Raw genomic sequence first — 21503 nt, 5'->3', positions numbered from 1 at the left:
TCGCCGCGCATGATCACCGTGGGCTGCGAGCTCAGCGCATAGGCTGACCAGGCCATGCCTACCCCAGTTCACGCCATCATCGTCGCGCGCTCCGGTTCGTCCGCGCGTGCGCAACTGCTGCGAACGCTCGACGCCCTCTCGATGCAGACCCGTCGTGCCGACGCGATCACCCTGGTGGTGAGCGGGGACGGATCGGACGTGCGAGCGAGCGACGTCGTCGCCAGGTCGGTCGAGGGCATCATCGAAGCCCGCGGCGGAACCTCGTACGCGGAGGCTGTGGAGCTCGCCCAGTCGCGAGTCGCCGACGGCGCAGCCATCTGGTTGCTCGCACAGGACACCGCACCGCATCCCCAGGCTCTCGCTCAGCTCGCGGGTGCGCTGGAGCGTTCGCCGTCCGCCGCGGTGGCGGCGCCCAAACTCGTGAACGCCGACAATGAGCGTGAGCTCGTCTCACTGGGCGTCACCATGACCTCGCTCGGCCGTTCCGTCGAACTCGCCGCCGGCGAACTCGATCAGGGCCAGCACGACAGGGGCGACGACGCTCTCGGCGCCGACATCCGCGGCATCCTGATCCGTGGCGAGGCACGTGAGCGGCTGAAGCCGGACACGGCTCTCGCCGGTGCGGATGAAGGGCTCGATCTCGGTGTCCGCGCGAGACTCGCCGGTGGGCGGGTGGTGCTGGCGCCCAACGCACGGGTGTCAGTGCATCCCGACGGACCCGCTGCGCTTCCGCGAAACGCATCGCAGCGCGCCTACGTGACACGGCTGGCTCAGCTGCACCGTCGCCTCACCTACGCGCCGGCCGCCGCTGTGCCCCTGCACTGGCTGTCTCTGCTGCCGTTGGCGCTGTGGCGCACCATCGTGCATCTGATCGGCAAACGCCCCGCATCGGTGTTCCCCGAATGGGGGGCGGCGATCACGGCGATGGTGCGCCTCGGCGCGGTCGCGCGTTCGCGGCAGCGCATCAGGGCATCGCGCACCGCAGGGTGGGCGAGCATCGCGCCGCTGCGCATGACCCGAGCGCAGCTGCATCGTCGTCTCGACGACGGGCACGGCAGCGAGGGCGGCGCGCTCAGCGAGCTGAACTTCTTCTCCGGTGGTGGCGCGTGGGCGGTGCTGGGCGCTCTCGTCATCGGCGTCGCGTCGTTCTTCACGCTGCTGGCGTGGCCCGCGATCGGTGGAGGCGCGCTTCTGCCATTGCGCAACACTGTCGCCGCGCTCTGGGAGGACGCCGCGTGGGGGCAGCACGGGATCGGCGTGGGAATCGTCGGACCTGCTGATCCCTTCTCCGGCGTGATCGCCGTGCTCGGCACGCTGTGGGCGGGCGCTCCCTCGTTCGCCGTCGTCCTGCTCTGGCTGCTGGCTCTGCCCCTCGCCGTGCTCGGCGGATGGTTCGCGGCGACGCGGATCACCGATCGCGGCGGACTGCGCATCTTCGGCGGCGTCGCGTGGGCGCTGGCACCGACCTTCCTCACCGCACTCGTGGAGGGCCGTCCGGCCGCCGTGCTGCTGCATCTACTGCTTCCGTGGCTGTTCCACACCGCCGTCGTCGCTCATCGTTCCTGGGGTGCTGCCGGCGCGGCATCCATCGTGCTCGCCGCCGCGCTCGCATGCGCACCGGTCCTCGCACCGGCATTCGCTCTGCTCTGGGCGATCGCGCTGGTGATCGTGCTGACGCGCGGATGGTTCCACGGTGCGGTCCGGCTGCTCTGGATGCTCGCACCCACCGCCGTGCTCTTCGTGCCGCTCGTCGTCACGCAGGTGCGCAGCGGCAACCTGTGGGCGATCTTCGCCGATCCGGGACTGGTATGGGCGGGCCCGCAGGTCGCAGCCGACAGCGCAGGCCGGATGCTGCTGGCCACAGGGTTCCCCACGTCAGACCTCGCAGGGTGGGCCGAAGTGATCGACCCGGCGATCGCCGCATGGGCGCCGCTGCTCATCGCGCCGATCGCTCTGCTCGCACTGGCCGCGGCGATAGCGCCACGATGGGGCGCGGGCATCATGCTGCTCGTGATCGCGATGACCGGCCTCGTCACCTCGTTCATCGCCGTCGGCGTGGTCGTCAGCTTCGCGCAGGGCGTGCCGGTGGAGATCTGGCCCGGCACAGGGCTGAGCCTGGCCTGGGTCGGGGTCGTCGGCGCGGCGCTCGTCACGCTCGATACGGCCGTGACCCTTCCTCGGCTCCGCGTGGCAGCCGTGACGGTGGCCGGTCTGGCGCTGGCGATCTGCGCCGTACCTGCACTCACCGCACTGCACACCGACCGCACGGTCCTCACCGACGGACCGGAGAGCACCCTCCCCGCCTTCGTCGCCGCCGAGGCGAAGGGCGATCGAGAGATCGCGACGCTCGTTCTCACCCCGCAGAACGACGGCGGTCGGGCCGCCGCGGTCGTGTGGGGTGCGAGCGAGACTCTCGGCCCCCCGACGACCCTGCTCAACACCGCGACCGAACCGCGGGGCACCGACATCAGCGGGCTCTCGGTCGACCTGCTCTCCACCCGCACCTTCGACGCGCCGGGCGAACTCGCCTCCCACGGCATCCATTTCGTTCTGCTCGATCAGGTCGGCGCCGATGAATCGGATGCTGCCAGGGCGTTCCGTGTCGCGGCGATCACCGCACTCGACCAGCGCGCCGGATTCGTGAAGGTCGGCGAGACCGACAAGGGGGTGCTGTGGCGGCTCGAGGCAACGCCCTCCGAGCGGGCCCCGCTCACCGACGTGCAGGAGGGGACGGCCGCAGCGGTCATCACCGTGCAGCTGATCGTACTGTTCGCCGCTCTTCTGCTCTCCATCCCGACGAGGGCGTCCCGGCGAGCGGCCCGCGCGCAGTCGCGGATCGTCGGACGCTCGCCGGAGGAGCCGATGCTGCTTCCCCGACGCGCGGACGATGGACCGGACGACGCGCAACCGGACGATGAACCGGACGACGATCGCGCAGAGGATCGCGACGCGACTGATTCACCCCGGGAGCCCGAGACCGACGCACAGGAGCCCGAGACCGACGCACGGGAGCCTGAGGTCGACGTGCGCGAGTCCGAGGCCGACGGGCAGGAATCGCAGCGCGATGCTGACGAAGCCGACATCGACGCCCCGGAGCCGGACGCGGATGACTCCGGGACCGGAGCGGAAGAGCCCTCCGAGAAGGCGCCTGACGGTTCAGAGCGTGTGAAGCCGACCGAATCCGAGGAGGAGCGATGACTCAGAACCGTGCGATCCGTGTCGTCGCGACCGGCGCCCGACTGCTGGTCGGGGCGGTCATCGCCGTCGGCTGCGTCGTGGGTCTGACTGCTGCCGTGGCGCTGCCATGGCCCGGAATCGAGAACCAGCCGGCCCAGGTCTCGGTGACCCCGACGGCCGGCGACACGACTCTGGTGTGCACCGGAGACTTCCGCGCGATCGGTCGCAATTCGCAGAGCGCCGGACAGATGTCGTCCACCGGGCAGGTTTCACTCACCACCGAGACCGGCGCGGCGAGCGAGGAATCGACGCTCACAGCATCCGATCTCCTCACCGCCGACTTCAGCGGTCCGGCCGCAGGTCCGCTGAAGATCGTCGCGAGCGCCGAGCGGGGCTCCGCTGCACGCGTCGGTGCGGCCGAGTCGATCACGCTGGATGCGGATGACCTCTCGGGGTTGGCGGCCAGTGCATGTCGAGAGCCGAGCACCGAGTCCTGGCTGATCGGCGGAACGGTGGAGACCGGAACCAGCGACCTGATCATCCTGTCCAACCCCGGTGACGTCACGGCGACGGCCACGATCACGGTGTTCGGCATCGAGCAGTCCTCGACGAAGACGATCGTGCCGGCGGGAACGCAGCTTGCGGTGCCGCTGTCGTCCGTGGCGGCGGGACTGCAGGAGCCCGTCGTGCGTGTGACCGCTGCAGGAGCCCCGCTGCGTGCGGTGCTGCAGTCCTCCCTCATCCGCACCCTCGACCCTTCGGGGATCGACGTGCAGGACACCGCTGGCGCTCCGCGCACGGATCTCGCCTTCGCCGGAGTCCAGGTGCTCACCGAGAGCGCCGACTCCGCCGTCACGGTGCTGCGGATGGTCGCCACCGACCAGGCGGCGCAGGCCACCGTCACGATCCGCTCCGACGACGACGCCGAGCCGCAGACACTGGCGGTGCCCTTGGAGGCGGGGATCCCCACCGAGGTGAGCCTCGAAGGACTGGAACCGGGTGTGTACAGCGTCGAAGTCGAGGCCGAAGCCCCCGTCGTCGGCGCCGTCCGACAGGTCACCGGCATCGGACCGGGCGCTGACTTCGCATGGATGACGCCGGCCCCCGAACTCTCGGGGGATATCGTCTTCGCCGTCCCTGAGGGGCCCCGGCCGCGTCTTCACCTCGTCAACTCGGCCGACGTCGACGCCGCGGTGACGCTCGCACCCGCTGCGGGCGGCGAAGGCGAGCAACTCACCGTCCCCGCACACGGATCGCTCGTCGTCGACGTCGCTCAGGATGCGGCGTACTCGCTGGCGACAGACGCACCGGTGCACGCGGCCGTCGCCATGGCGGGCACGGACGCGATGGCCGGATGGCCCATCTGGCCGGGCGCGGCGGCGGAGGACGCCGTCACGGTCTATCCCTGATCCGGACCGAACTCCCACGGATCCTTGCCGACGTACTCGGCAGCAGCGCGGAACACCGCGCTCTCGATCGCGATGCGGCGGTGCATCGCGTCGTCGTGCCCTGGCGGGAGCAATCGTTCGATCGGGATGCGGAACAGCACGATGCGGCCGCCCTCGCGGTCGATCTGCCATCGGGGGATGCCGGTCGACTCGGGATTGAGCGGCAGCGCACCGATCTCGAACCGGACCTCCTGCAGTTCGGGCCACGTGCCGCGCAGGAACTCCACAGCCGTGCCGATCGTGACGTCGAAGCGTTCCACCCGGCCCTCCAGCGGCGGGAGGGGCGGTCGCACGACCTCGCTGCGACCGAGGCGTCCATGACGTCCGTGACGCGCGCCGCGGCGGGGCGCTGCGGCACTTCGTGCGGTCCGACGACGGGGCATGACGAAAGTCTATGGTGTTCCGCGCGGCATCCGGCCCTGGACTGCCGTGCGTCCTACGCTGGCACAGATGGACGGACGACTCTGCTCGAAGGTCACCTGCGCCCGTGAGGCCGTGGCGACGCTCACCTACGACTACGGCGACCAGATGGCGGCGCTCGGGCCGTTGGGCGGGGCGGGCCACCCCGGTGCGCACGATCTCTGCGCTCAGCACGCGCAACGCGTCTCCGTGCCCACCGGCTGGATGGTCGTGCGCCACGAGGCGCTCCGCGTCTGAGAGGCCGCGCCGGACAGGGCACGGACGGACTGATCGGTCTCAGACGCCGACGTGGCGCCCGGTGAGCTTCTCCGCCCGTGCGTCGGCGATCGCGAGCGCGCGGCGCTCACGTTCCCTGCGCAGCACGGTGATCGCGATCAGCAGCTGCTCCGGGCGCGCGGCGACCGGCTGCGGCGAGATGTAGCGGCTGGTCTCGACGACGAGCTCCTGGGCGATGCGTGCGCGTGCGGGCGGCGACATCCGCTCGGCATGCTGCAGGAACTGCGAGACGCGTCTGGCCAGGCGATCGGGCATCCGTGCCACATCGGCGACCTGCGCCCAGCCGGTCAATGACTGAGGCATCACGGGGGCGAGCGGCACGAGTCGGGGCGTGCGCACCCGCTGGCTGTAGGTGCCGGCGACCATGTCTCCCAGACGCTGGGAACGGGCGGTGAACGCACCGGCGAGGATCGCGACGGCGCCGAAGGTCATGTAGATCTCCAGCACGCCGATGAGCGCGCGGATGAATGCGTGGCGGAAACCTGCGGCTCCGCCGTCGAGCCGCACGATCCGTCCGCCGACGGCGAGGCGGCCGAGGCTTCGCCCGCGCAGCGCCAGTTCGATCACGATCGGCACCACGACGAAGCAGACGACGATGGCCGTCACGTTCATGATGCCGTCGATCGAGCCGTCGATGATCCCGGTGCCGAGCAGCCACATGCGCAACCACAGGAACAGCAGGAAGAGCGCCCAGCTGACCAGCATGTCGATCAGGGCGCCGAGCGCACGCATGAAGAAGCTGAGCGGCTGCACGTCGATCGCGACGGCCTCGCCGGAGAGGACTTCGTCTGCGGTGTCGATCGGCGTGGACATGAGTACAGTAAATCAGGTGGATGCCGATGCTCTCAGCGATGCCCGCCGCGCCGAATGGGAACGGCTGGACGAACTCAGCCGCCAACGGCTCGACGGCGAAGGCGTCGACGAGCTCATCGTGCGCTACCGCGCCGCATCCGCCGATCTCGCGGAGCTGAAGACATCGGTCGGCGAGTCGCCCCAGGGCGCGTACGTGTCGTCCATCGTCGCAAAGGCGCGGCTGCGCCTGACCGGCACCTCTGACAGCATCCTCTCCCAGACCGCTCGGTTCTTCACCGATCAGCTGCCGGCCGCGCTGTACCGCCTGCGCTGGACGACGCTGGTGATCGCGCTGGTCTTCATCGCGATCATGGCGGGCGTCTCCGCGTGGATCTCCAGCGATCCCGCACTGGTCGCCGCGCTGGGCCCCGCCGACTTCCTCGAGCAGTACGCCGAGGAGAGCTTCACCGAGTACTACACCGAGAACCCCGCCGCGGTGTTCGCGGGGATGGTGTGGACGAACAATGCCTGGATCGCAGCGCAGTGCGTGCTCTTCGGCGTCACCGGCATCTGGCCGGTGTACGTGATCGCGCAGAACGCATTCGGTCTCGGCGTCTCGGCGGCAGTGATGGCCGCACACGACCGCCTCGACGTCATGGTCCTCTACATCCTCCCGCACGGGATGCTGGAGATGACGAGCATCTTCGTCGCGGCAGCGGGCGGACTGCACCTGTTCTGGGCCTGGGTGGCGCCGGGGCGCCGCACCCGTGCGACGGCGCTCGCGCAGGAAGGCCGCGCGCTCGCCACCGTCGCGATCGGTCTGGTGTTCGCCCTGCTGCTGTCGGGGCTCGTCGAGGGCTTCGTGACGGGATGGTCACTGCCGTGGCCCATCAAGATCGGCATCGGCGCCGCTGCCCTCGCCGTGTTCCTGGTCTACATGCTGCTCGTCGGCGGCCGGGCCTACCGGCGCGGGGAACGCGGGGACCTGCTCGAGTACGAGGCGGGCACGCCGCAGCTCGTCTCGGGATGACAGAAGATCCCGCCCCCGGATGACCGGAGGCGGGATCTTCTTCGTGCGTCGTCGTGGAGGCGGTGGTCAGACCTTCTTCGTACCGTCGAGCAGCGTCTTGTACGCGAACCCGGCGATCAGTGCGCCCACGATCGGGAACACCAGGAACACCCACAGCTGCGACAGCGGGCCGACGCCGCCGTAGACGGCCGCGGCGATCGAACGCGCCGGGTTCACCGAGGTGTTGTCCACGGGGATGCTGATGAGGTGGATCAGTGCCAGCGTCAGACCGATCGCGAGTCCCGCGAACGGGGTCGGACGCAGCTTGTGCGTCGTGCCCAGGATCACGAACAGGAAGATCGCGGTGAGGATCACCTCGATGATGATCGCCGCCCACATCCCGAATCCGCCGGGGGAGAACTCGTCCCAGCCGTTGCTGGCAAAGCCGGCATCCTGCGCACCCGTGAGCCAGCCGTCGGGACCGAACAGTCCGATCAGCACGAGCAGCGTGCTGGCGATGAGCCCGCCGACGATCTGGGCGATGATGTAGCCGGGCACGTCCCGCCACGGCAGGCGGCCGGCCGCCGCGAGGCCGAGGCTGACAGCCGGGTTGAAGTGCCCGCCGGAGATCGGCCCGAACGCGTAGACGCCCACGACCACGGTGAGCCCGAACGCCAGGGAGACCGCCACGTACACGGCGGAGCCGGAACCGGGATCGGTGAAGTGGTTCGAGGCGAACAGCGCGGTTCCGACGCCGCCGAACACCAGGAGGAAGGTGCCGAGTGCCTCGGCAGTGAGTTTGGAGCCGACCGATGGGATCGGAGGCGCAGCTTCGGCGAGTGATTCACTCATGGGATTCCCTCTCATCAGTTCGAGTCAGAGCGACCGAATTCACGGCACATCTTCCACGCTCGAGGGGATCAGGTGCGGGAGGCGCGCCGACGTGCACTCAGCGTTCTCCCAGCGGACATCGCGTCGCCGAGACGATGGATGGGGTGGGATGCCGAAGCATCCGCCCCCATCCGCACAGAGTGATTACTCGCCGACGCCGACCGGGTCCGCCGACGCGTCTGCGGTGCTCAGAGCGAGCGCGCGCACCTTGTCGGCCGTCTCCTGGTCGACCTGACCCCAGTACCAGAAGAAGCGCTCCTGGATGGCGGGGACCGTGAGGGCCTGGTACTGACCTGCGAGGGTCTCGATGAAGCGCTGACGCTCCTCATCGGTGAAGACCTCCGTGATCAGGGTGCGGGCCTGGCCGAAGTCGTCGTCCTCCGAGTGCAGCGTCGCCGCGCTGCGCACCAGTGCGCCGTCGTTCTCCCAGCTCGCCTCGACACCGCGCTGCGGGTCGGCCTCTGGGCCACCGGCTGCGCCGTAGGAGTTCGGCGTGTACACGCGGTGCTCTGCAGTGTTGAAGTGGTACTGCATGTTGCCCTCGTGCATGTAATTGCTCACCTGGGCGGCGTGCGGCTGGTTCACCGGCAGCTGGTTGTAGTTCGTGCCGATGCGGTAGCGCTGCGCGTCGGGGTACGAGAACACGCGGGCCATGAGCATCTTGTCGGGCGAGATGCCGGTGCCGGGAACCTGGTTGCCGGGCGAGAACGCAGCCTGCTCGATCTCGGCGAAGAAGTTCTGCGGGTTGCGGTTCAGCGTGAACGTGCCGACCTTGATGCGCGGGTAGTCCTTCTTCGACCAGGTCTTGGTCAGGTCGAACGGGTTGAAGCGGTAGGTCTTGGCCTCTTCGTACGGCATGACCTGCACGTACACGTCCCACGACGGGTTCTCGCCGCGCTCGATGGCCTCGTACAGGTCGCGACGGTAATAGTCGGCGTCCTGACCGGCGATGCGCTCAGCCTCGTCGGCGAACATCGGCTCGACACCCTGCGTGCTGAGGAAGTGGTACTGCACCCAGAAGCGCTCGCCCGCGGCGTTGACCCACTGGTAGGTGTGCGAGCCGTAGCCGTTCATGTGGCGCCACGAGCGGGGAAGCCCGCGGTCGCCCATGACGTAGGTCACCTGGTGCGCGGATTCGGGGGAGAGCGTCCAGAAGTCCCACTGCATGTCGGCGTCGCGCAGGGCGGAGCCGGTGAGGCGCTTCTGCGAGTGGATGAAGTCGGGGAACTTCATGCCGTCGCGCAGGAAGAAGGTCGGGGTGTTGTTGCCGACGATGTCGAGGTTGCCCTCGGTCGTGTAGAAGCGCAGCGAGAAGCCGCGCACGTCGCGCCAGGTGTCGGGCGAGCCCTGCTCGCCGGCGACGGAGGAGAACCGGATGAGCGTCTCGCTCGTCGCGCCCGGCTGGAAGACCGCGGCGCGGGTGTACTGCGAGACGTCCTCGGTGACGACGAACTCTCCGAATGCGCCGCCGCCCTTGGCGTGCGGGTTGCGCTCCGGCACGCGCTCGCGGTTGAACGACGCGAGCTTCTCGACCAGGTAGCGGTCGTGCAGCGCGGTGGTGCCGTCGGTGCCGGTGGTCAGCGAGTGGGCGTCGCTGGCGACCGGTGTGCCGGTCTGGGTGGTGGTGAAAGTCTTGTCAGTCATTCACTTCTTCCTTTCGCAATCGGAGCAGATGGCTCGGTAGGTCACAGAGGCTTCGAGGATTCGCATCCCGTGATCGTGGGACGGATGCAGGCACGGTGCGTCGCCGACGGCGCAGGCGACGTCTTCGACACGGCCGCACTCCACGCACTGCAGGTGGTGGTGGTTGTCGAACGTGTGCTGCACCTCGTACAGGGCGCTCGCCGCATCGGGGAGGCTCACCCGGCGGACGATGCCGGCGTCGGTGAGGTCGTTCAGGATGCCGTGCACAGTGGGCAGCGCGACACCGCTGAGGTCTTCACGCAGGCGGGAGTACACCGCTTCTGCCGATGCATGCGGGTGGGAGGCGAGGGCCGCGAGGACCGCGACGCGCTGCACGGTGACGCGCAACCCGGCGGCCCTCAGGCGCTCGGGGGCGGCGAGTGCCGCTGTCGTCGTGTCCATGCCCCTATTCTCGCAGTTTCCTGAATCATTCGCAAAAAGAAATCATTCAGAATCGAGCTAGAGCCGGCCGGCGGCCTTCAACTCGAGATAGCGGTCGGCGATCTTCGGCGGCAGCGCCTCAGGATCTGCCGTGATCGCCTCTCCGCCTGCGCGCCTCACGGCATCAGCCACGTTCTCTGCGTCGCGCAGGGTGCGCTCCGCGGCCGCCGCGAGGTAGATCTCCTCGCGGGAACCCCGCTTCTCCGCCAATTCGCCGACCGCGTCATCGGTCACGGAGCCGACCAGCACGGTCGTCGCCCTCGAGGGATCGGGGAAGGCGCCGAGGAAACCCCGGGCGGATTCCGCGGCATCCTGCGCGGTGAGCACGACCACGAGCGATGGGCGGGTCGTGAGCGTGCGGATCGCCGCGAACGCACCGGACCAGTCCGTGTCGACGAGCCGCGCGTGCACTGGCGCCATGGCATCCGTCATGGCGGGCAGGAGTCCTGCGCCGTCGATGCCGGTCACGCGTGCGCGCACGACACGGTCGTAGAGCAGCAGATGCACATGATCGCCTGCCCGCGTCGCGAGGGCCGCGAGCAGCAGAGCGGCTTCGAGCGAGGCATCCAGTCTCGTGCCGTCGCCTACGCGCGCGGCGGCCGTGCGTCCGGTGTCGATCAGGATCACCACGTGACGGTCGCGCTCAGGACGCCACGTGCGCAGCATGGTCGTGCCGGCCCTGGCCGTCGCCCGCCAGTCGATCGAGCGCACATCGTCGCCGCGCACGTACTCGCGCAACGAGTCGAACTCGGTGCCCTGTCCTCGCACCTGGATGCTCGTGTTCCCGTCGAGCTCCCGCAGGCGGGCGAGCCGTGACGGCAGGTGCTTGCGCGACGCGAAGGCGGGGAGCACGCGGATCGCTCCCCGCACTTCATGCCGTGCTTGACGACCGCCGAGGCCCAGCGGCCCGCGAGAGCGGATGAACACGAAATCGCTGACCAGCTCGCCGCGGCGACGCGGGAGCAGCGGAACCTCGATCCGACGTCGTTCACCCGCGGGGATCTTCGCACGCAATCGGGCAGGATCGGCTCCTGCCGTCGGCTGCCACGCGTCGCGCAGCAGCGCGTGCAGCGTCCGCGATCCGTGATTGTGCACGGAGATGCTGGTCTCGAGGGGCTCGCCCATCCTGGCACGCGATGGCACGCGCCTGGTCACGGTCACGGAGCGCGCGCCGGCCGCAGAGACGATGTCGACGGCGAGCAGGACGGCGCACAGCAGCAGCCAGCCGGACAGCACGACCCACACCGGCGCCCCCGCCGCGGTGAACGCGACGAGGGGGATGACGCCGAGCCCGATGGCGACGGCGAGACGGCCGGAGACGAACACCTTAGATCGGCACCCTGGTCTGCTGGATCACGCTGGCGAGCACGGCATCTGCCGATACGCCCTCCATCTCGGCGTCCGGTCGCAACTGCAGGCGGTGGCGCCACACGGGAACGAGCATCGTCTGCACGTGATCCGGTGTGACGGCGGTCGATCCGTTCAGCCACGCCCATGCCTTCGCCGCGGCCAGCAGGCCGGTCGAGGCACGAGGGCTGGCGCCGAGCTGCACCGAGGGCGACTGGCGGGTGGCTCTGGCGAGATCCACGACGTATCCGAGCACCTCGTCGGTGACCTCGACTCTGGATGCCGCATCCTGCGCCGCGCGGATCTCGTCGGCCGTCACGGCAGCCTCGACGCCGGTGAGCTCGCGAGGTGAGAAACCACCGGCGTGCAGCCGCAGCACTGTGACCTCGGCGTCGCGCTCCGGCATGCCCACGACGAGCTTCATGAGGAAGCGGTCGAGCTGGGCCTCCGGCAGGGAGTAGGTGCCCTCGTGCTCGATGGGGTTCTGCGTCGCCGCGACGAGGAAGGGATCCGGCAGGTCGCGACTGGTTCCGTCGGCGGAGATCTGACGTTCCTCCATCGCCTCCAGCAGCGCTGCCTGCGTCTTGGGCGGAGTGCGGTTGATCTCATCGGCCAGCAGAACGTTGGTGAAGACGGGGCCCTGTCGGAACTCGAACTCGCCGGTGCGCGCGTCGTACACGAGCGAGCCGGTCACATCTCCCGGCATCAGGTCGGGCGTGAACTGCACGCGCTTCGTGTCGAGACCGAGCGCGCGTGCGAACGAGCGCACCACGAGCGTCTTCGCGACGCCCGGCACACCTTCCAGCAGCACATGCCCGCGGGAGAGCAGACAGACCAGCAGTCCCGTCACGGTGCCGGCCTGGCCGATGACGGCCTTGTCGACCTCGGCGCGCACACGATGCATCGCCGCACGCAGCTGCGCCTCATCGGGCGTGGCCGCGGAAGAGGCGGGGGAGGTGTCGGTCACGGTGTGTTCCTTTCCACGTGCACAGCGGTATCGATCGCTGCTTCGAGTTCGGCGAGCCGCCGTGCGGTGTCGATCAGTTCGGCGTCGTTCGCAGGCAGTGGACCCGCGAGCAGATGATGCAGGGAGCCGCGCGGAACGCGGAGCCGGTCGCTGGCGGCGTCGGCGATCTCGCTCGGCGACGAACGCGCTGTCAGGCCCAGACGTGACGCGAGGCGGCGCAGCGATCCGTCGCGCAGCGCCTGCGCGGCGTGAGCGGCGTCGGCGGCCTTCGCGGTGAGTCGCGCGCGCCCGTGCATGGTCTCGGATGCTCTCACCGTCACGGGCAGCGTCTCCGCGACGAGAGGGCCGAAACGCTGTCCGCGGGAGATGCCGGCGACGATTCCGGCGAGCAGCAGAAGAAGGATGGCCGGAGTCGCCCATTGAGGGGTCAGCGTCGCGAGGGTCTCGGGACTCTGCGCCTCGATGTCGCTGTCGTCGAACGAGGGGACGTACCAGACGACGTGGTCGCTCTGACCGAGCAGGGCGAGTCCGAGTGCGGCGTTCCCGTCCTCGGCGAGGTGCTCGTTGCTGAACAACGTGCTGCCTTCGATGAGCGCGACGCGGCCGTCTCCGCTGTCGTCCACGAGCAGAGCCGCAGCGCCGTCGTCATCGATGTAGCATCCGGTGACGTCCGCGGCGGGAATGAAGAACCGGTCGGGATGCACTGCTCCGACGTTCGCGAGCTCCGGCAGCCCGCACCCCGCGGTCAGCGCGGCATCGGACGCGGGCGGGGCGTTGTCACCCAGATCGAGGATGCGCAGGAGCCTGCTCGCACTGGACAGGATGACGGTGCGCTCGGCCGGGCCGACGAGATCTTCGACGGCCTGATCGGACAACGCGAAAGGATCGGCCATCACGAGCGTGCTCTCGTCGCCGAGCGCGGACGCGGCTTCGGCCCGCGTACGTGCAACCGTGATCTCGATGCCTTGATCGCGGAGCAGCTCGGCGAGGGCCAGGGCGCCCGATTCATCGGCGCTCTCGGGGTCGAGCGCACCGCGCGAATCGGGGGTGCGGGTGGTGATGCTGCCCACGAAGAGGGCGAAAACGATCACGAGCACGGCGATGAGCACCCACCCCAGCGCGGAGCGCAGGCGCCCCTTCTCGCGCACGGCCGTGCTCGGGGCGACGCCGACTGCGGCTTCAGGCTCGAGTGTCGTCGTCATACGGATGCCGCCTCAAGAACGGCCGGGTGAAGCGATGCCAGGCGGTCGTCGATCTCGGCGAGCGCGCGGTAGCTCCGTTCGGTCGCCGGACGGCGCAGATAGCGCACGTCGTCGAAAGCGCCGGCGGCCGCGGTCAGCGCCTCATGCTGCGCGGGGAAGGCCGCAGCCGCTTCGCGCGCGATCGCCTGCGCGGTCGCACCGGGAGCCGGGTCGATGATGTCGCGTTCGAGCAACGACCGCGCCAGCGCGCGGAAGCGCAGCACGGTGGCGGTGTCCCAGTCGCCGTCGCGTGCGCTGCGCGCGGCATCCGCCCTGAGCTGCGCAGCGGTGCGTCGATCGCGCGCGCCGAGCAGGTCGCTCTCGCGCTGCCTGACCCGTCGCGACACGCGTGGTCGCCCCCAGAGGATCAGCACGGTGATGAGGGCCGCCACGATGACCACGGTCACGATGATCAGTGCCACATTCCCGACCTGCTCGCCGGTGTCCTGAGAGAACAGGCTGCCGATGAACTCGGCGACGTCCTCGGCGAGGTAGTCGAACCACGTCGGCTTGGCGTCGGCGTAACGCGGATCCTGGAGCTCCTGCTCCGCCCACCGCTGCGCCTCGTCGCCGTCGGGCGCGTAAGGATCGATGTCCAGCCGGATCATGCACTTCCAGATCCGGGAGGAGCCCAGGGGCTCTCACTCGCCGGAGGGATCGGCTGAGCGGCCGGCGGCGGACTCTGCGGAGACCGGGGTGCAGGCGACGGCGGTTGCGTGCCGTACGGAGGTTGCTGCGGAGGGTAGGGCTGCGAAGCCGGCTGCTGCGGATACGCCTGCGTCGGATACGGCTGCTGCACGGGGTACGGCGGTTGCGGCTGCGCTGGGTACTGCTGCGGCGGGTACTGACCCCACCCGACCGGCGCCGACTGGTACGACGGGACCGGCTTGGGAGGCGGTGCGCTCGACACGGCACGCGCCGGGTCGACGGCGAACGGGTCTCCGAGCTCGTCCTCACCCGCTCCGAGGTCTCGGCGCTCCAGATAGCTGATGAGACTGTGATCGAGCCCCTCGTAGCGCATCCGGCAGTCGAGGTAGATGAAGACGCCGGCGGCGCACTGCACGACCACGGTGACGGCCTGCAGGACGTAGATCAGCAGTTGAGGAGCGAGCGCGGTGATCAGGTAGAGGGCGATCCCTGATGCGTCGTTGGGGCCGGTCGGCGCGATCACGGTGCCGAACAGCGACCCCAGCAGCGACAGCGGCATGCTCACCACGCTCACCGCGGTGCCCATTATCAGGTTCACGAGGAATATGACCCCGAACGCCGTCCAGAACCGGCCGCGCGTCAGACGCCAGGAGCGCACGATCGCCGCGCGGATGCCGGCGCGTTCGAGCACGAGGATCGACGGTACGAGCAGCAGCTTGGTACTCAGCCACACCCACAGCGGGATCATGCCGAGCACAAGCAGGATGCCGATCACCACGGTGAGGCCGACACCCTCTGCGGATCCGCCGACCCCCGCCATGACGCCGAGGGCGATGATGCCGCCGATCACGGCGAGCAGCACGAGCGCGGCCAGCGCCTGCATCACGCTCCAGCCGACGAGGGGCCAGAACGCCGGGCGCATCAATCGCCAGAGTCTGCCGAGCGCCGGCTTCTCGCCCAGAGCGGCGTGGCCGACGTCTGCGGCGACGACGCCCTGCATGATGGCGGTGAACGCGAGACTCACGAAGCCCATCGCGAGCACGACCAGTGCATTGATCGCGACAGCGCCCCACATCACAGGCAGGAAATCGGGCGAACTGGGGGAGAGGGACTCCAGCCGCAGGAAGGTGGCGACCAGGACGGCGCCGACGACCAGCGCCGTGATGACCGCCACGACGAGCTGGATCACGATCGCGAACCCGAACAGCACCTTCGGGTTGTGCCGGAGCGTGGCGAAGGGCTTGCCGAGCAGCACGCCGAAGGTGAGCGGATGCAGGGGGATGAGCCCGCGCTTGAGGGCGGGCGTCCAGTTCTGCGCGTACGTCTGACCCTGTGCGCTCACAGCGCTCCCTCCTACGGTGCGAAACCATCGTGTCACACCCCGGGCTCCTGTCGAAGTGGCCACGGGGGCGCTACCGTGATCGAAACGTTGTCATGAAGTACGCTGGGAAGTGCTGCGCTCCACCGCGACCCGCAGGCGCCGCGCACATGCTGAGAAAGATGAGGCTGGGATCAGATGACCTCACGGATCCTCGTGGTCGACGATGACACCGCACTCGCCGAGATGATCGGAATCGTGCTGCGCACCGAAGGCTTCGAGCCGGTGTTCTGCGCTGACGGCGCGAAGGCGGTGGAGGAGTGGCGCACGCAGCGTCCGGACCTCGTGCTGCTCGACCTCATGCTGCCGGGGATGGACGGGATCGAGATCTGCACGCAGATCCGTGCCGAATCCGGCATCCCCATCATCATGCTGACCGCGCGCAGCGACACGGCAGACGTCGTTCGCGGCCTCGAGGTCGGCGCCGACGACTACATGGTCAAGCCCTTCAACCCGAAGGAGCTCGTCGCCCGAATCCGCACCCGCCTGCGGCCGGTGACCTCGACGACGAGTGAAGTGCTGCGCATCGGCGATCTCGTCGTCGACGTCGACGCGCACGAGGTGCGCCGCGGAACGACCCCGATCCCGCTCACGCCGCTCGAGTTCCAGCTGCTGGTGGCCCTCGCATCGAAGCCTCAGCAGGTCTTCTCGCGGGAGATGCTGCTCGAACAGGTCTGGGGCTACCACTACAAGGCCGACACGCGGCTGGTGAACGTGCACGTGCAGCGGCTCAGGGCGAAGGTCGAACTCGACCCCGATCTGCCGAAGATCGTGATGACGGTCCGGGGCGTCGGCTACCGGGCCGGGAGCGTCGGCTAGGGGACTGCGTTGGCCGCGACGAGCGCGACGCCCACGACCGTCGCGCTGTGGCGCGACTGGCGGGGATGGCCGGAGACGATCGGCACCCTGTGGCGTCGTTCGTTGCGCTTCCGCATCATCTCCATCACGCTCCTGCTGACCTCCTTCTCGATCTTCGTGACGAGCCTGATCATGGCGCTGGTCATTCAGAACAACCTCTTCGAATCCCGTCGGGACGAGGTCCTCAGCGATGCCCGAAGTGCGGTGGGCGCTGCGCAGCGGACGCTGGATTCCGCAGAGGTCGCGGATGATCCCTCCGCTCTGCGGGCACTGTGGCAGGACGTGCAGGAGTCCATTCCGCGGGTGTCCTCGTCGTCGCTGATCGCCGTCTACGCGATCGACGTGCCGCCGGTCGGCACCGGTGTGCGGGGCTTCACGATCGGCGGCCTGAGCGCTGACCTGCTGAGTTCCGGTCTGCGTGAACGCGTCGTGTCGTTGCCGGACCGCCAGGCATGGCAGTCGGTCGCTCTCCCCATGGCCGACGGATCGACGGCCCCGGGCATCATCGTCGGACAGCAGCTGATCGTGCCGGAGGCCGGCGCGTTCGAGGTGTACATCGCCTATGACCTCGCCGACTCGCAGCAGACCCTGCAGTTCGTGCAGAGCACGCTGTGGGCGGCCGGTCTCATCCTCATCGCCATCATCGCCGGCATCTCGTGGGTCGTGCTGCGCACCGTGTCCAAGCCCATCATCGAGGCGGCCGAGACCAGCGAGAGGCTGGCCTCGGGCGATCTGGAGGTGCGACTGCCGGTGCACGGCGAAGACGAACTGGCGACCTTGGCCCGTTCGTTCAACGCGATGGCCGACAGCATCGAGTCGCAGATCAAGGAACTCGGCGAGCTGTCCCTCGTGCAGCAGCGCTTCGTCTCCGACGTGTCGCACGAGCTGCGCACGCCGCTCACGACGATCAGGCTCGCCGCCGACATGCTCAACGACCAGCGCGATCAGTTCGATCCGACCACGAATCGCACGGCCGAACTGCTGCACACGCAGGTGCAGCGCTTCGAGACGCTTCTCGCCGATCTCCTCGAGATCAGCCGCTACGACGCAGGGTCCGTGCAGCTGGAGCTCGAGGCGACGAGCCTCGCCACCCTCGCGGAGGATGTGATCGAGCAGATGGAACCGCTCGCCGAAGGCCGCGGCTCCGAGCTGCGTCTGGTCGCTCCCGGTGGTTACACGCCCGTCGACATGGATCCGCGTCGTGTGCGCAGGGTGCTGCGCAATCTCGTCGGCAACGCGATCGAGCATGGCGAGGGCCGACCGATCGTCGTCACGGTGGACAGCAATCAGCACGCCGTCGCCGTGGGCGTGCGCGACTTCGGCCTCGGTATGGATCCGGACGACGCTCAGCGCGTGTTCGACAGGTTCTGGCGTGCCGACCCCTCTCGCCAGCGCACCATCGGCGGAACCGGGCTCGGGCTCTCGATCGCCCTGGGAGACGCACGCCTGCACGGCGGCACGCTCGCGGTGTGGTCCGAACTCGCCGTCGGGACCAACTTCGTTCTCACACTGCCGCGTCAGCCGGGAGACATCGGCGGGCCCTCGCCGGTCTCGCTCGAACCGGAGGAGGCGCTGCCCGACGTCAGCCCTGCGACGGAGCCGATTCAGCTCACTGAGCTGCGCGAACTCTATTTCACGGATTCCATCCCGACCGGAGAGGAGGACCGCTCATGACCCGTGGACGTCGAGGTCTCCTCGTCGGTGCGCTCACCGTGTTCGCCGTGCTGCTGTCGGCCTGCGCCGCGTTGCCGACGTCGGGCGAAGTGAAGTCCGGCCTCATCCTGGACGAGGTCGATCTGCCGCCGGACATCAGCCAGATCGCAGCGGGACCGTTGGAGGGGGCGAGTCCGGCGGAGATCGTCGAGGGCTTCCTCGATGCCGCGCTCACCCCTGCGGAAGGATGGAAGACCGCTCGCGAGTTCCTGAGCCCGGATCTCGCGGAGACGTGGCGCCCCGGCACGGGGGTCACGATCGACTCGGGCGCCGCCGCGAGGGAGTTCACGGCGGACGTCTCCGGCGCCGGCGACCTGGCGCAGGAGGGCGATGTCCGCGTCCTGCTCGACCAGACCGCCAGCGTCAATGAGTTCGGCGCCTATTCGGAGTTGTCGGGAGACACGTCCGTCGTATCGTTCGAGGTCGCCAAGAATGACGACGGGGAATGGCGCATCACGGTCGCGGCAGATGGCATCATCCTCGACGCCGAGGCGTTCCCGCAGGTGTTCCGCAGCTATGCGCTGCACTACTACGACCAGAGCTGGACGCATCTGGTTCCCGACACCCGGTGGTATCCGCGGCGTGGGCAGATCGCGACGACGCTGACCCAGGCGCTGCTGTCGGGCGCGCCGAGTCCGTGGCTCGCCCCTGCCGTGCGCAGCGCCTTCCCCAGCGACGTGTCGCTCGCCCGAGATTCGGTCCCCGTCGACACGGACAAGGTGGCCACGGTCGAGCTGACGGCGAGCGCTCTCGCTCTGGATGCCACCGCGCTGGCCCGCATGCGCACGCAACTGGAGCAGACCCTGCGTCCTGCCGGCGTGACCGAGGTTCGGCTGATGGTCAACGGGCGCGACCTGAACGCCGGACGCGCGACGATCGAGTCCCCGCGAACGGAGACGGGGACGGTCGTGCTCACCGAGTCGGAATTCGGTCTCTACCTCGGCGATGAGATCTCGCCGTACCCCGGAATCTCGGAGGATCTGGTCGAGCTCGCCGACTCCGTGGTGTCGGTCGACGTCTCGGGCGACGACACGCGCGCGGCGGTCAAGCTGGACGACGGCGGGGTGTACACGGTCGCGAACGGGCGCGTCGACCAGCTCGATACCAGGGCAGGACTCGTCGAACCGTCGATGGATCTCTACGGCTACACGTGGTCGGTACCGGGGGCGAGTCCGAAGGCCCTCACCGCCTGGCGATCCGATGTGACGCCGGTCGAGATCGGGAACGCCTTCCCCGATGCCGCGTCGATCTCGCACCTGCGCGTGGGACCCGATGGCGTCCGCGTCGCCGCTGTCGCCTCGATCGGCGGGCAGCAGTGGCTCGTCGTGGCGGCGATCATCCGGGACGACGATCAGGTGCCGGTCGAGTTGGGCCCCGTGCACACGGTGGCCCAATTGGATGGCACGGCGCTCGGATTGAGCTGGGTCGCGGAGGACGACCTCAGCGTTCTCGTGGACTCGGGCGGAAGCCGGGTCGTGCTGACGCAGGACGTCGGCGGCACGGGGGCGTTCTCCGCGGCGCCGGGGGCGTCGGTCTCGATATCCGGTGGCAGCGCGGCGTCCGCGGTGCGCATACTCGACGCAGAAGGCGTGCTCTTCGCGCAGCGCGGCACGACGTGGCAGATGGGGCTCTCCGGTGTGCTGGTGCTCGGCACGCACGCGGGGCAGTAGCACTGCACGAGACCGTGACTGATCCGGTTCTGCACGGATCGTGATCCAGGGGCGTCACGGCGGCGAGGACCGGGTGCAGGCTCGAGATCATGCCTGGCTCACAACGGCGGAACGCGCTCGTCGACGAACTCGCCGCCTTCGTGATGTCAGGATGCTGTGCGGGCTGCGATGTCCTCGGAACACTGCTGTGCGATGAATGCGAACGAGCTCTGCTCGCGACTCCGACGCGTCGGGCGACGCCGGGCGGGCTCGGCGTGGTGGCGGCACTCGCCTACGAAGGGGTCGCGGCACGATGCATCCGCAGCCTCAAGGAAGACGGCGAGACGGTTCTGGCAAGGCCGCTCGGCTCGGCACTCTCGGTGGCCGTGGATCACGCGCGGGGGAGCATATCGAATCTGTCCTTCGTTCCGGTGCCGACGGGGAGGGCAGCATTCCGACGCCGAGGCTATCGCGTGCCGGAACTGCTGATCCGTCGTGCGGGGCTTCCGGTGTCGAGAGTCTTGAAGAACGTGCGGGTCACGGCCGATCAGCGCGGACTCGGGATCGCCGAGCGCGAAAGGAACGTGGTGGGGAGCATGCGCGCGCGACACGCCCGGGATGCGGGCGACGTGCTGCTGATCGACGACGTCGTGACCACCGGAGCCACTCTCGACGAAGCGGCCCGCGCCCTCACAAGCGCGGGATTCCGGGTGCATGGCGCCGTGGCTCTCGCCGCCACACCGCGCCATAGCCGATTCCCGGGAAACGCATCGTGAATGAACCGTGACATCCATCGGAACGGAGACTACGGTAGGGGGTCACAAGGCGACCACGGTCCGCCCTTGGCCGGGAGGACCGGGACAAGGAGACAGCAATGGAAACAAGCATCGTTGGCGTCGGAGTGGGAATCACCGATCGCTTCCGAACCGTTGTCGAGGAGAAGATCGCCCGCGTGCAGCCGCTCGCCGCCAAGGCGCAGCGCCTGGACGTGAAAGTCACGCATCGCGCCTATCGTGGCGGGCGTGTTCCGGACGAGACCGTGGAACTCACGCTCGTCGGGAAGGGCCCCGTGGTGCGAGCGGAGGCCGTCGACGGCGACAAGTTCGTGGCTCTGGATCTCGCCATCGACAAGATGTCGCAGCAGCTGCGCCGTGCGAAGGAGAAGCGCGTCGATGGGCGTCAGCACCCTCGCGGAGCGCATTTCGAGAAGGGCAGTGGCTCGCTGGAGGGGATCGATGTCGAACCCGCATCCGCGGACATCCTGCACGCTGTCGCGACCGGAACGGTGCCCGTGCAGAACGAAGAGGAAGAGGCGTACTCTCCCGTCGTCATCCGCACGAAGAACTTCGATGCGGAGTGGATGACGGTCGAGGAGGCCGTGGACCGGATGGAGCTCGTCGGACACGACTTCTTCCTGTTCGTCGACGTGCGCACCGATCACCCGAGTGTGGTCTACCGGCGCAAGGGCTGGGACTACGGTGTCATCTCGCTCACGGCGCAGGCCCCTCCCGCAGAGGCGCTCGCGTCCTGAGCCAGAGGTCTTGCGGCATGAGAAGGGGGCCCGG

19 protein-coding genes are annotated in these 21503 nt (G+C 69.0%); 9 read left to right on the top strand and 10 right to left on the bottom strand.

The genetic code is table 11. The features are described from left to right. Nucleotides 1-54: 54 nt before the first annotated feature. Nucleotides 55-3198, top strand: a complete 3144-nt coding sequence (locus ACNPNP_RS04875) for a glycosyltransferase (protein WP_448964938.1) — start codon at nucleotides 55-57, stop codon at nucleotides 3196-3198. Beyond that, nucleotides 3195-4586: a DUF5719 family protein gene (locus ACNPNP_RS04870; protein ID WP_448964937.1), complete on the top strand. Its 1392-nt coding sequence runs from the start codon at nucleotides 3195-3197 to the stop codon at nucleotides 4584-4586. The genes ACNPNP_RS04875 and ACNPNP_RS04870 overlap by 4 nt, the downstream gene beginning before the upstream one ends. Here ACNPNP_RS04870 and ACNPNP_RS04865 read toward each other — a convergent pair. Further along, a complete protein-coding gene (locus ACNPNP_RS04865) occupies nucleotides 4577-5008 on the bottom strand; it encodes a hypothetical protein (RefSeq protein WP_448964936.1) in 432 nt (143 codons plus the stop codon). The two genes, ACNPNP_RS04870 and ACNPNP_RS04865, sit on opposite strands and share 10 nt — an antisense overlap. Before the next feature lie 67 nt (nucleotides 5009-5075). On the opposite strand from ACNPNP_RS04865, the gene ACNPNP_RS04860 reads away from it, so the two are divergent. Beyond that, a complete protein-coding gene (locus tag ACNPNP_RS04860; RefSeq protein WP_448964935.1) occupies nucleotides 5076-5282 on the top strand; it encodes a DUF3499 family protein in 207 nt (68 codons plus the stop codon). A gap of 39 nt (nucleotides 5283-5321) precedes the next feature. Here the strand turns inward: ACNPNP_RS04860 and ACNPNP_RS04855 are convergent, their stop codons facing one another. Then, nucleotides 5322-6134 (bottom strand): RDD family protein, encoded by an 813-nt coding sequence (locus ACNPNP_RS04855; protein WP_448964934.1) that lies wholly within the window; start codon nucleotides 6132-6134, stop codon nucleotides 5322-5324. Between the two features lie 16 nt (nucleotides 6135-6150). On the opposite strand from ACNPNP_RS04855, the gene ACNPNP_RS04850 reads away from it, so the two are divergent. Further along, nucleotides 6151-7143: a stage II sporulation protein M gene (locus ACNPNP_RS04850; protein ID WP_448965243.1), complete on the top strand. Its 993-nt coding sequence runs from the start codon at nucleotides 6151-6153 to the stop codon at nucleotides 7141-7143. A gap of 66 nt (nucleotides 7144-7209) precedes the next feature. Here the strand turns inward: ACNPNP_RS04850 and aqpZ are convergent, their stop codons facing one another. From aqpZ to ACNPNP_RS04810, 8 genes are all read right to left on the bottom strand, one after another. Further along, on the bottom strand, nucleotides 7210-7974 hold the full coding sequence (gene aqpZ / locus ACNPNP_RS04845; RefSeq protein ID WP_448964933.1) for an aquaporin Z: 765 nt from the start codon (nucleotides 7972-7974) through the stop codon (nucleotides 7210-7212). Nucleotides 7975-8157: 183 nt separating this feature from the next. Then, nucleotides 8158-9657, bottom strand: a complete 1500-nt coding sequence (locus tag ACNPNP_RS04840; protein WP_448964932.1) for a catalase — start codon at nucleotides 9655-9657, stop codon at nucleotides 8158-8160. After that, nucleotides 9658-10098 carry a Fur family transcriptional regulator gene (locus tag ACNPNP_RS04835; RefSeq protein WP_448964931.1) on the bottom strand — a complete coding sequence of 147 codons (441 nt, stop codon included), beginning with the start codon at nucleotides 10096-10098 and terminating at the stop codon, nucleotides 9658-9660. It lies immediately after the preceding gene. Nucleotides 10099-10155: 57 nt separating this feature from the next. After that, complete coding sequence (locus ACNPNP_RS04830) at nucleotides 10156-11463, bottom strand: DUF58 domain-containing protein (RefSeq protein WP_448964930.1); 1308 nt, start codon at nucleotides 11461-11463, stop codon at nucleotides 10156-10158. A 1-nt stretch (nucleotide 11464) separates the two neighbouring features. After that, complete coding sequence (locus ACNPNP_RS04825) at nucleotides 11465-12388, bottom strand: AAA family ATPase (RefSeq protein WP_259062196.1); 924 nt, start codon at nucleotides 12386-12388, stop codon at nucleotides 11465-11467. Nucleotides 12389-12447: 59 nt separating this feature from the next. Then, nucleotides 12448-13653 carry a DUF4350 domain-containing protein gene (locus ACNPNP_RS04820; protein ID WP_448964929.1) on the bottom strand — a complete coding sequence of 402 codons (1206 nt, stop codon included), beginning with the start codon at nucleotides 13651-13653 and terminating at the stop codon, nucleotides 12448-12450. Then, nucleotides 13650-14300, bottom strand: a complete 651-nt coding sequence (locus ACNPNP_RS04815; RefSeq protein ID WP_448964928.1) for a DUF4129 domain-containing protein — start codon at nucleotides 14298-14300, stop codon at nucleotides 13650-13652. Before ACNPNP_RS04815 ends, ACNPNP_RS04820 begins: the two co-directional genes overlap by 4 nt. After that, nucleotides 14297-15682: a glycerophosphoryl diester phosphodiesterase membrane domain-containing protein gene (locus ACNPNP_RS04810; RefSeq protein ID WP_448964927.1), complete on the bottom strand. Its 1386-nt coding sequence runs from the start codon at nucleotides 15680-15682 to the stop codon at nucleotides 14297-14299. Before ACNPNP_RS04810 ends, ACNPNP_RS04815 begins: the two co-directional genes overlap by 4 nt. A 174-nt stretch (nucleotides 15683-15856) precedes the next feature. On the opposite strand from ACNPNP_RS04810, the gene mtrA reads away from it, so the two are divergent. The 5 genes from mtrA (at nucleotide 15857) to hpf (ending at nucleotide 21469) form a co-directional block, all read left to right on the top strand. After that, on the top strand, nucleotides 15857-16537 hold the full coding sequence (gene mtrA, locus ACNPNP_RS04805) for an MtrAB system response regulator MtrA (protein WP_448964926.1): 681 nt from the start codon (nucleotides 15857-15859) through the stop codon (nucleotides 16535-16537). Between the two features lie 9 nt (nucleotides 16538-16546). Then, on the top strand, nucleotides 16547-18250 hold the full coding sequence (gene mtrB / locus ACNPNP_RS04800) for an MtrAB system histidine kinase MtrB (RefSeq protein ID WP_448964925.1): 1704 nt from the start codon (nucleotides 16547-16549) through the stop codon (nucleotides 18248-18250). After that, nucleotides 18247-19959, top strand: coding sequence for an LpqB family beta-propeller domain-containing protein (locus tag ACNPNP_RS04795; protein ID WP_448964924.1), 1713 nt, complete (start codon nucleotides 18247-18249; stop codon nucleotides 19957-19959). Before mtrB ends, ACNPNP_RS04795 begins: the two co-directional genes overlap by 4 nt. Before the next feature lie 89 nt (nucleotides 19960-20048). After that, nucleotides 20049-20714 carry a ComF family protein gene (locus ACNPNP_RS04790; protein ID WP_448964923.1) on the top strand — a complete coding sequence of 222 codons (666 nt, stop codon included), beginning with the start codon at nucleotides 20049-20051 and terminating at the stop codon, nucleotides 20712-20714. A gap of 98 nt (nucleotides 20715-20812) precedes the next feature. Further along, entirely contained in the window at nucleotides 20813-21469 is a 657-nt protein-coding gene (gene hpf, locus ACNPNP_RS04785) for a ribosome hibernation-promoting factor, HPF/YfiA family (protein WP_448964922.1), read from the top strand. Nucleotides 21470-21503 lie beyond the last annotated feature (34 nt).

Source organism: Microbacterium xerophyticum (assembly GCF_053543555.1).
The sequence above is the reverse complement of the archived record's forward strand: the minus strand, read 5'-3'. Positions and strand labels throughout refer to the sequence as shown.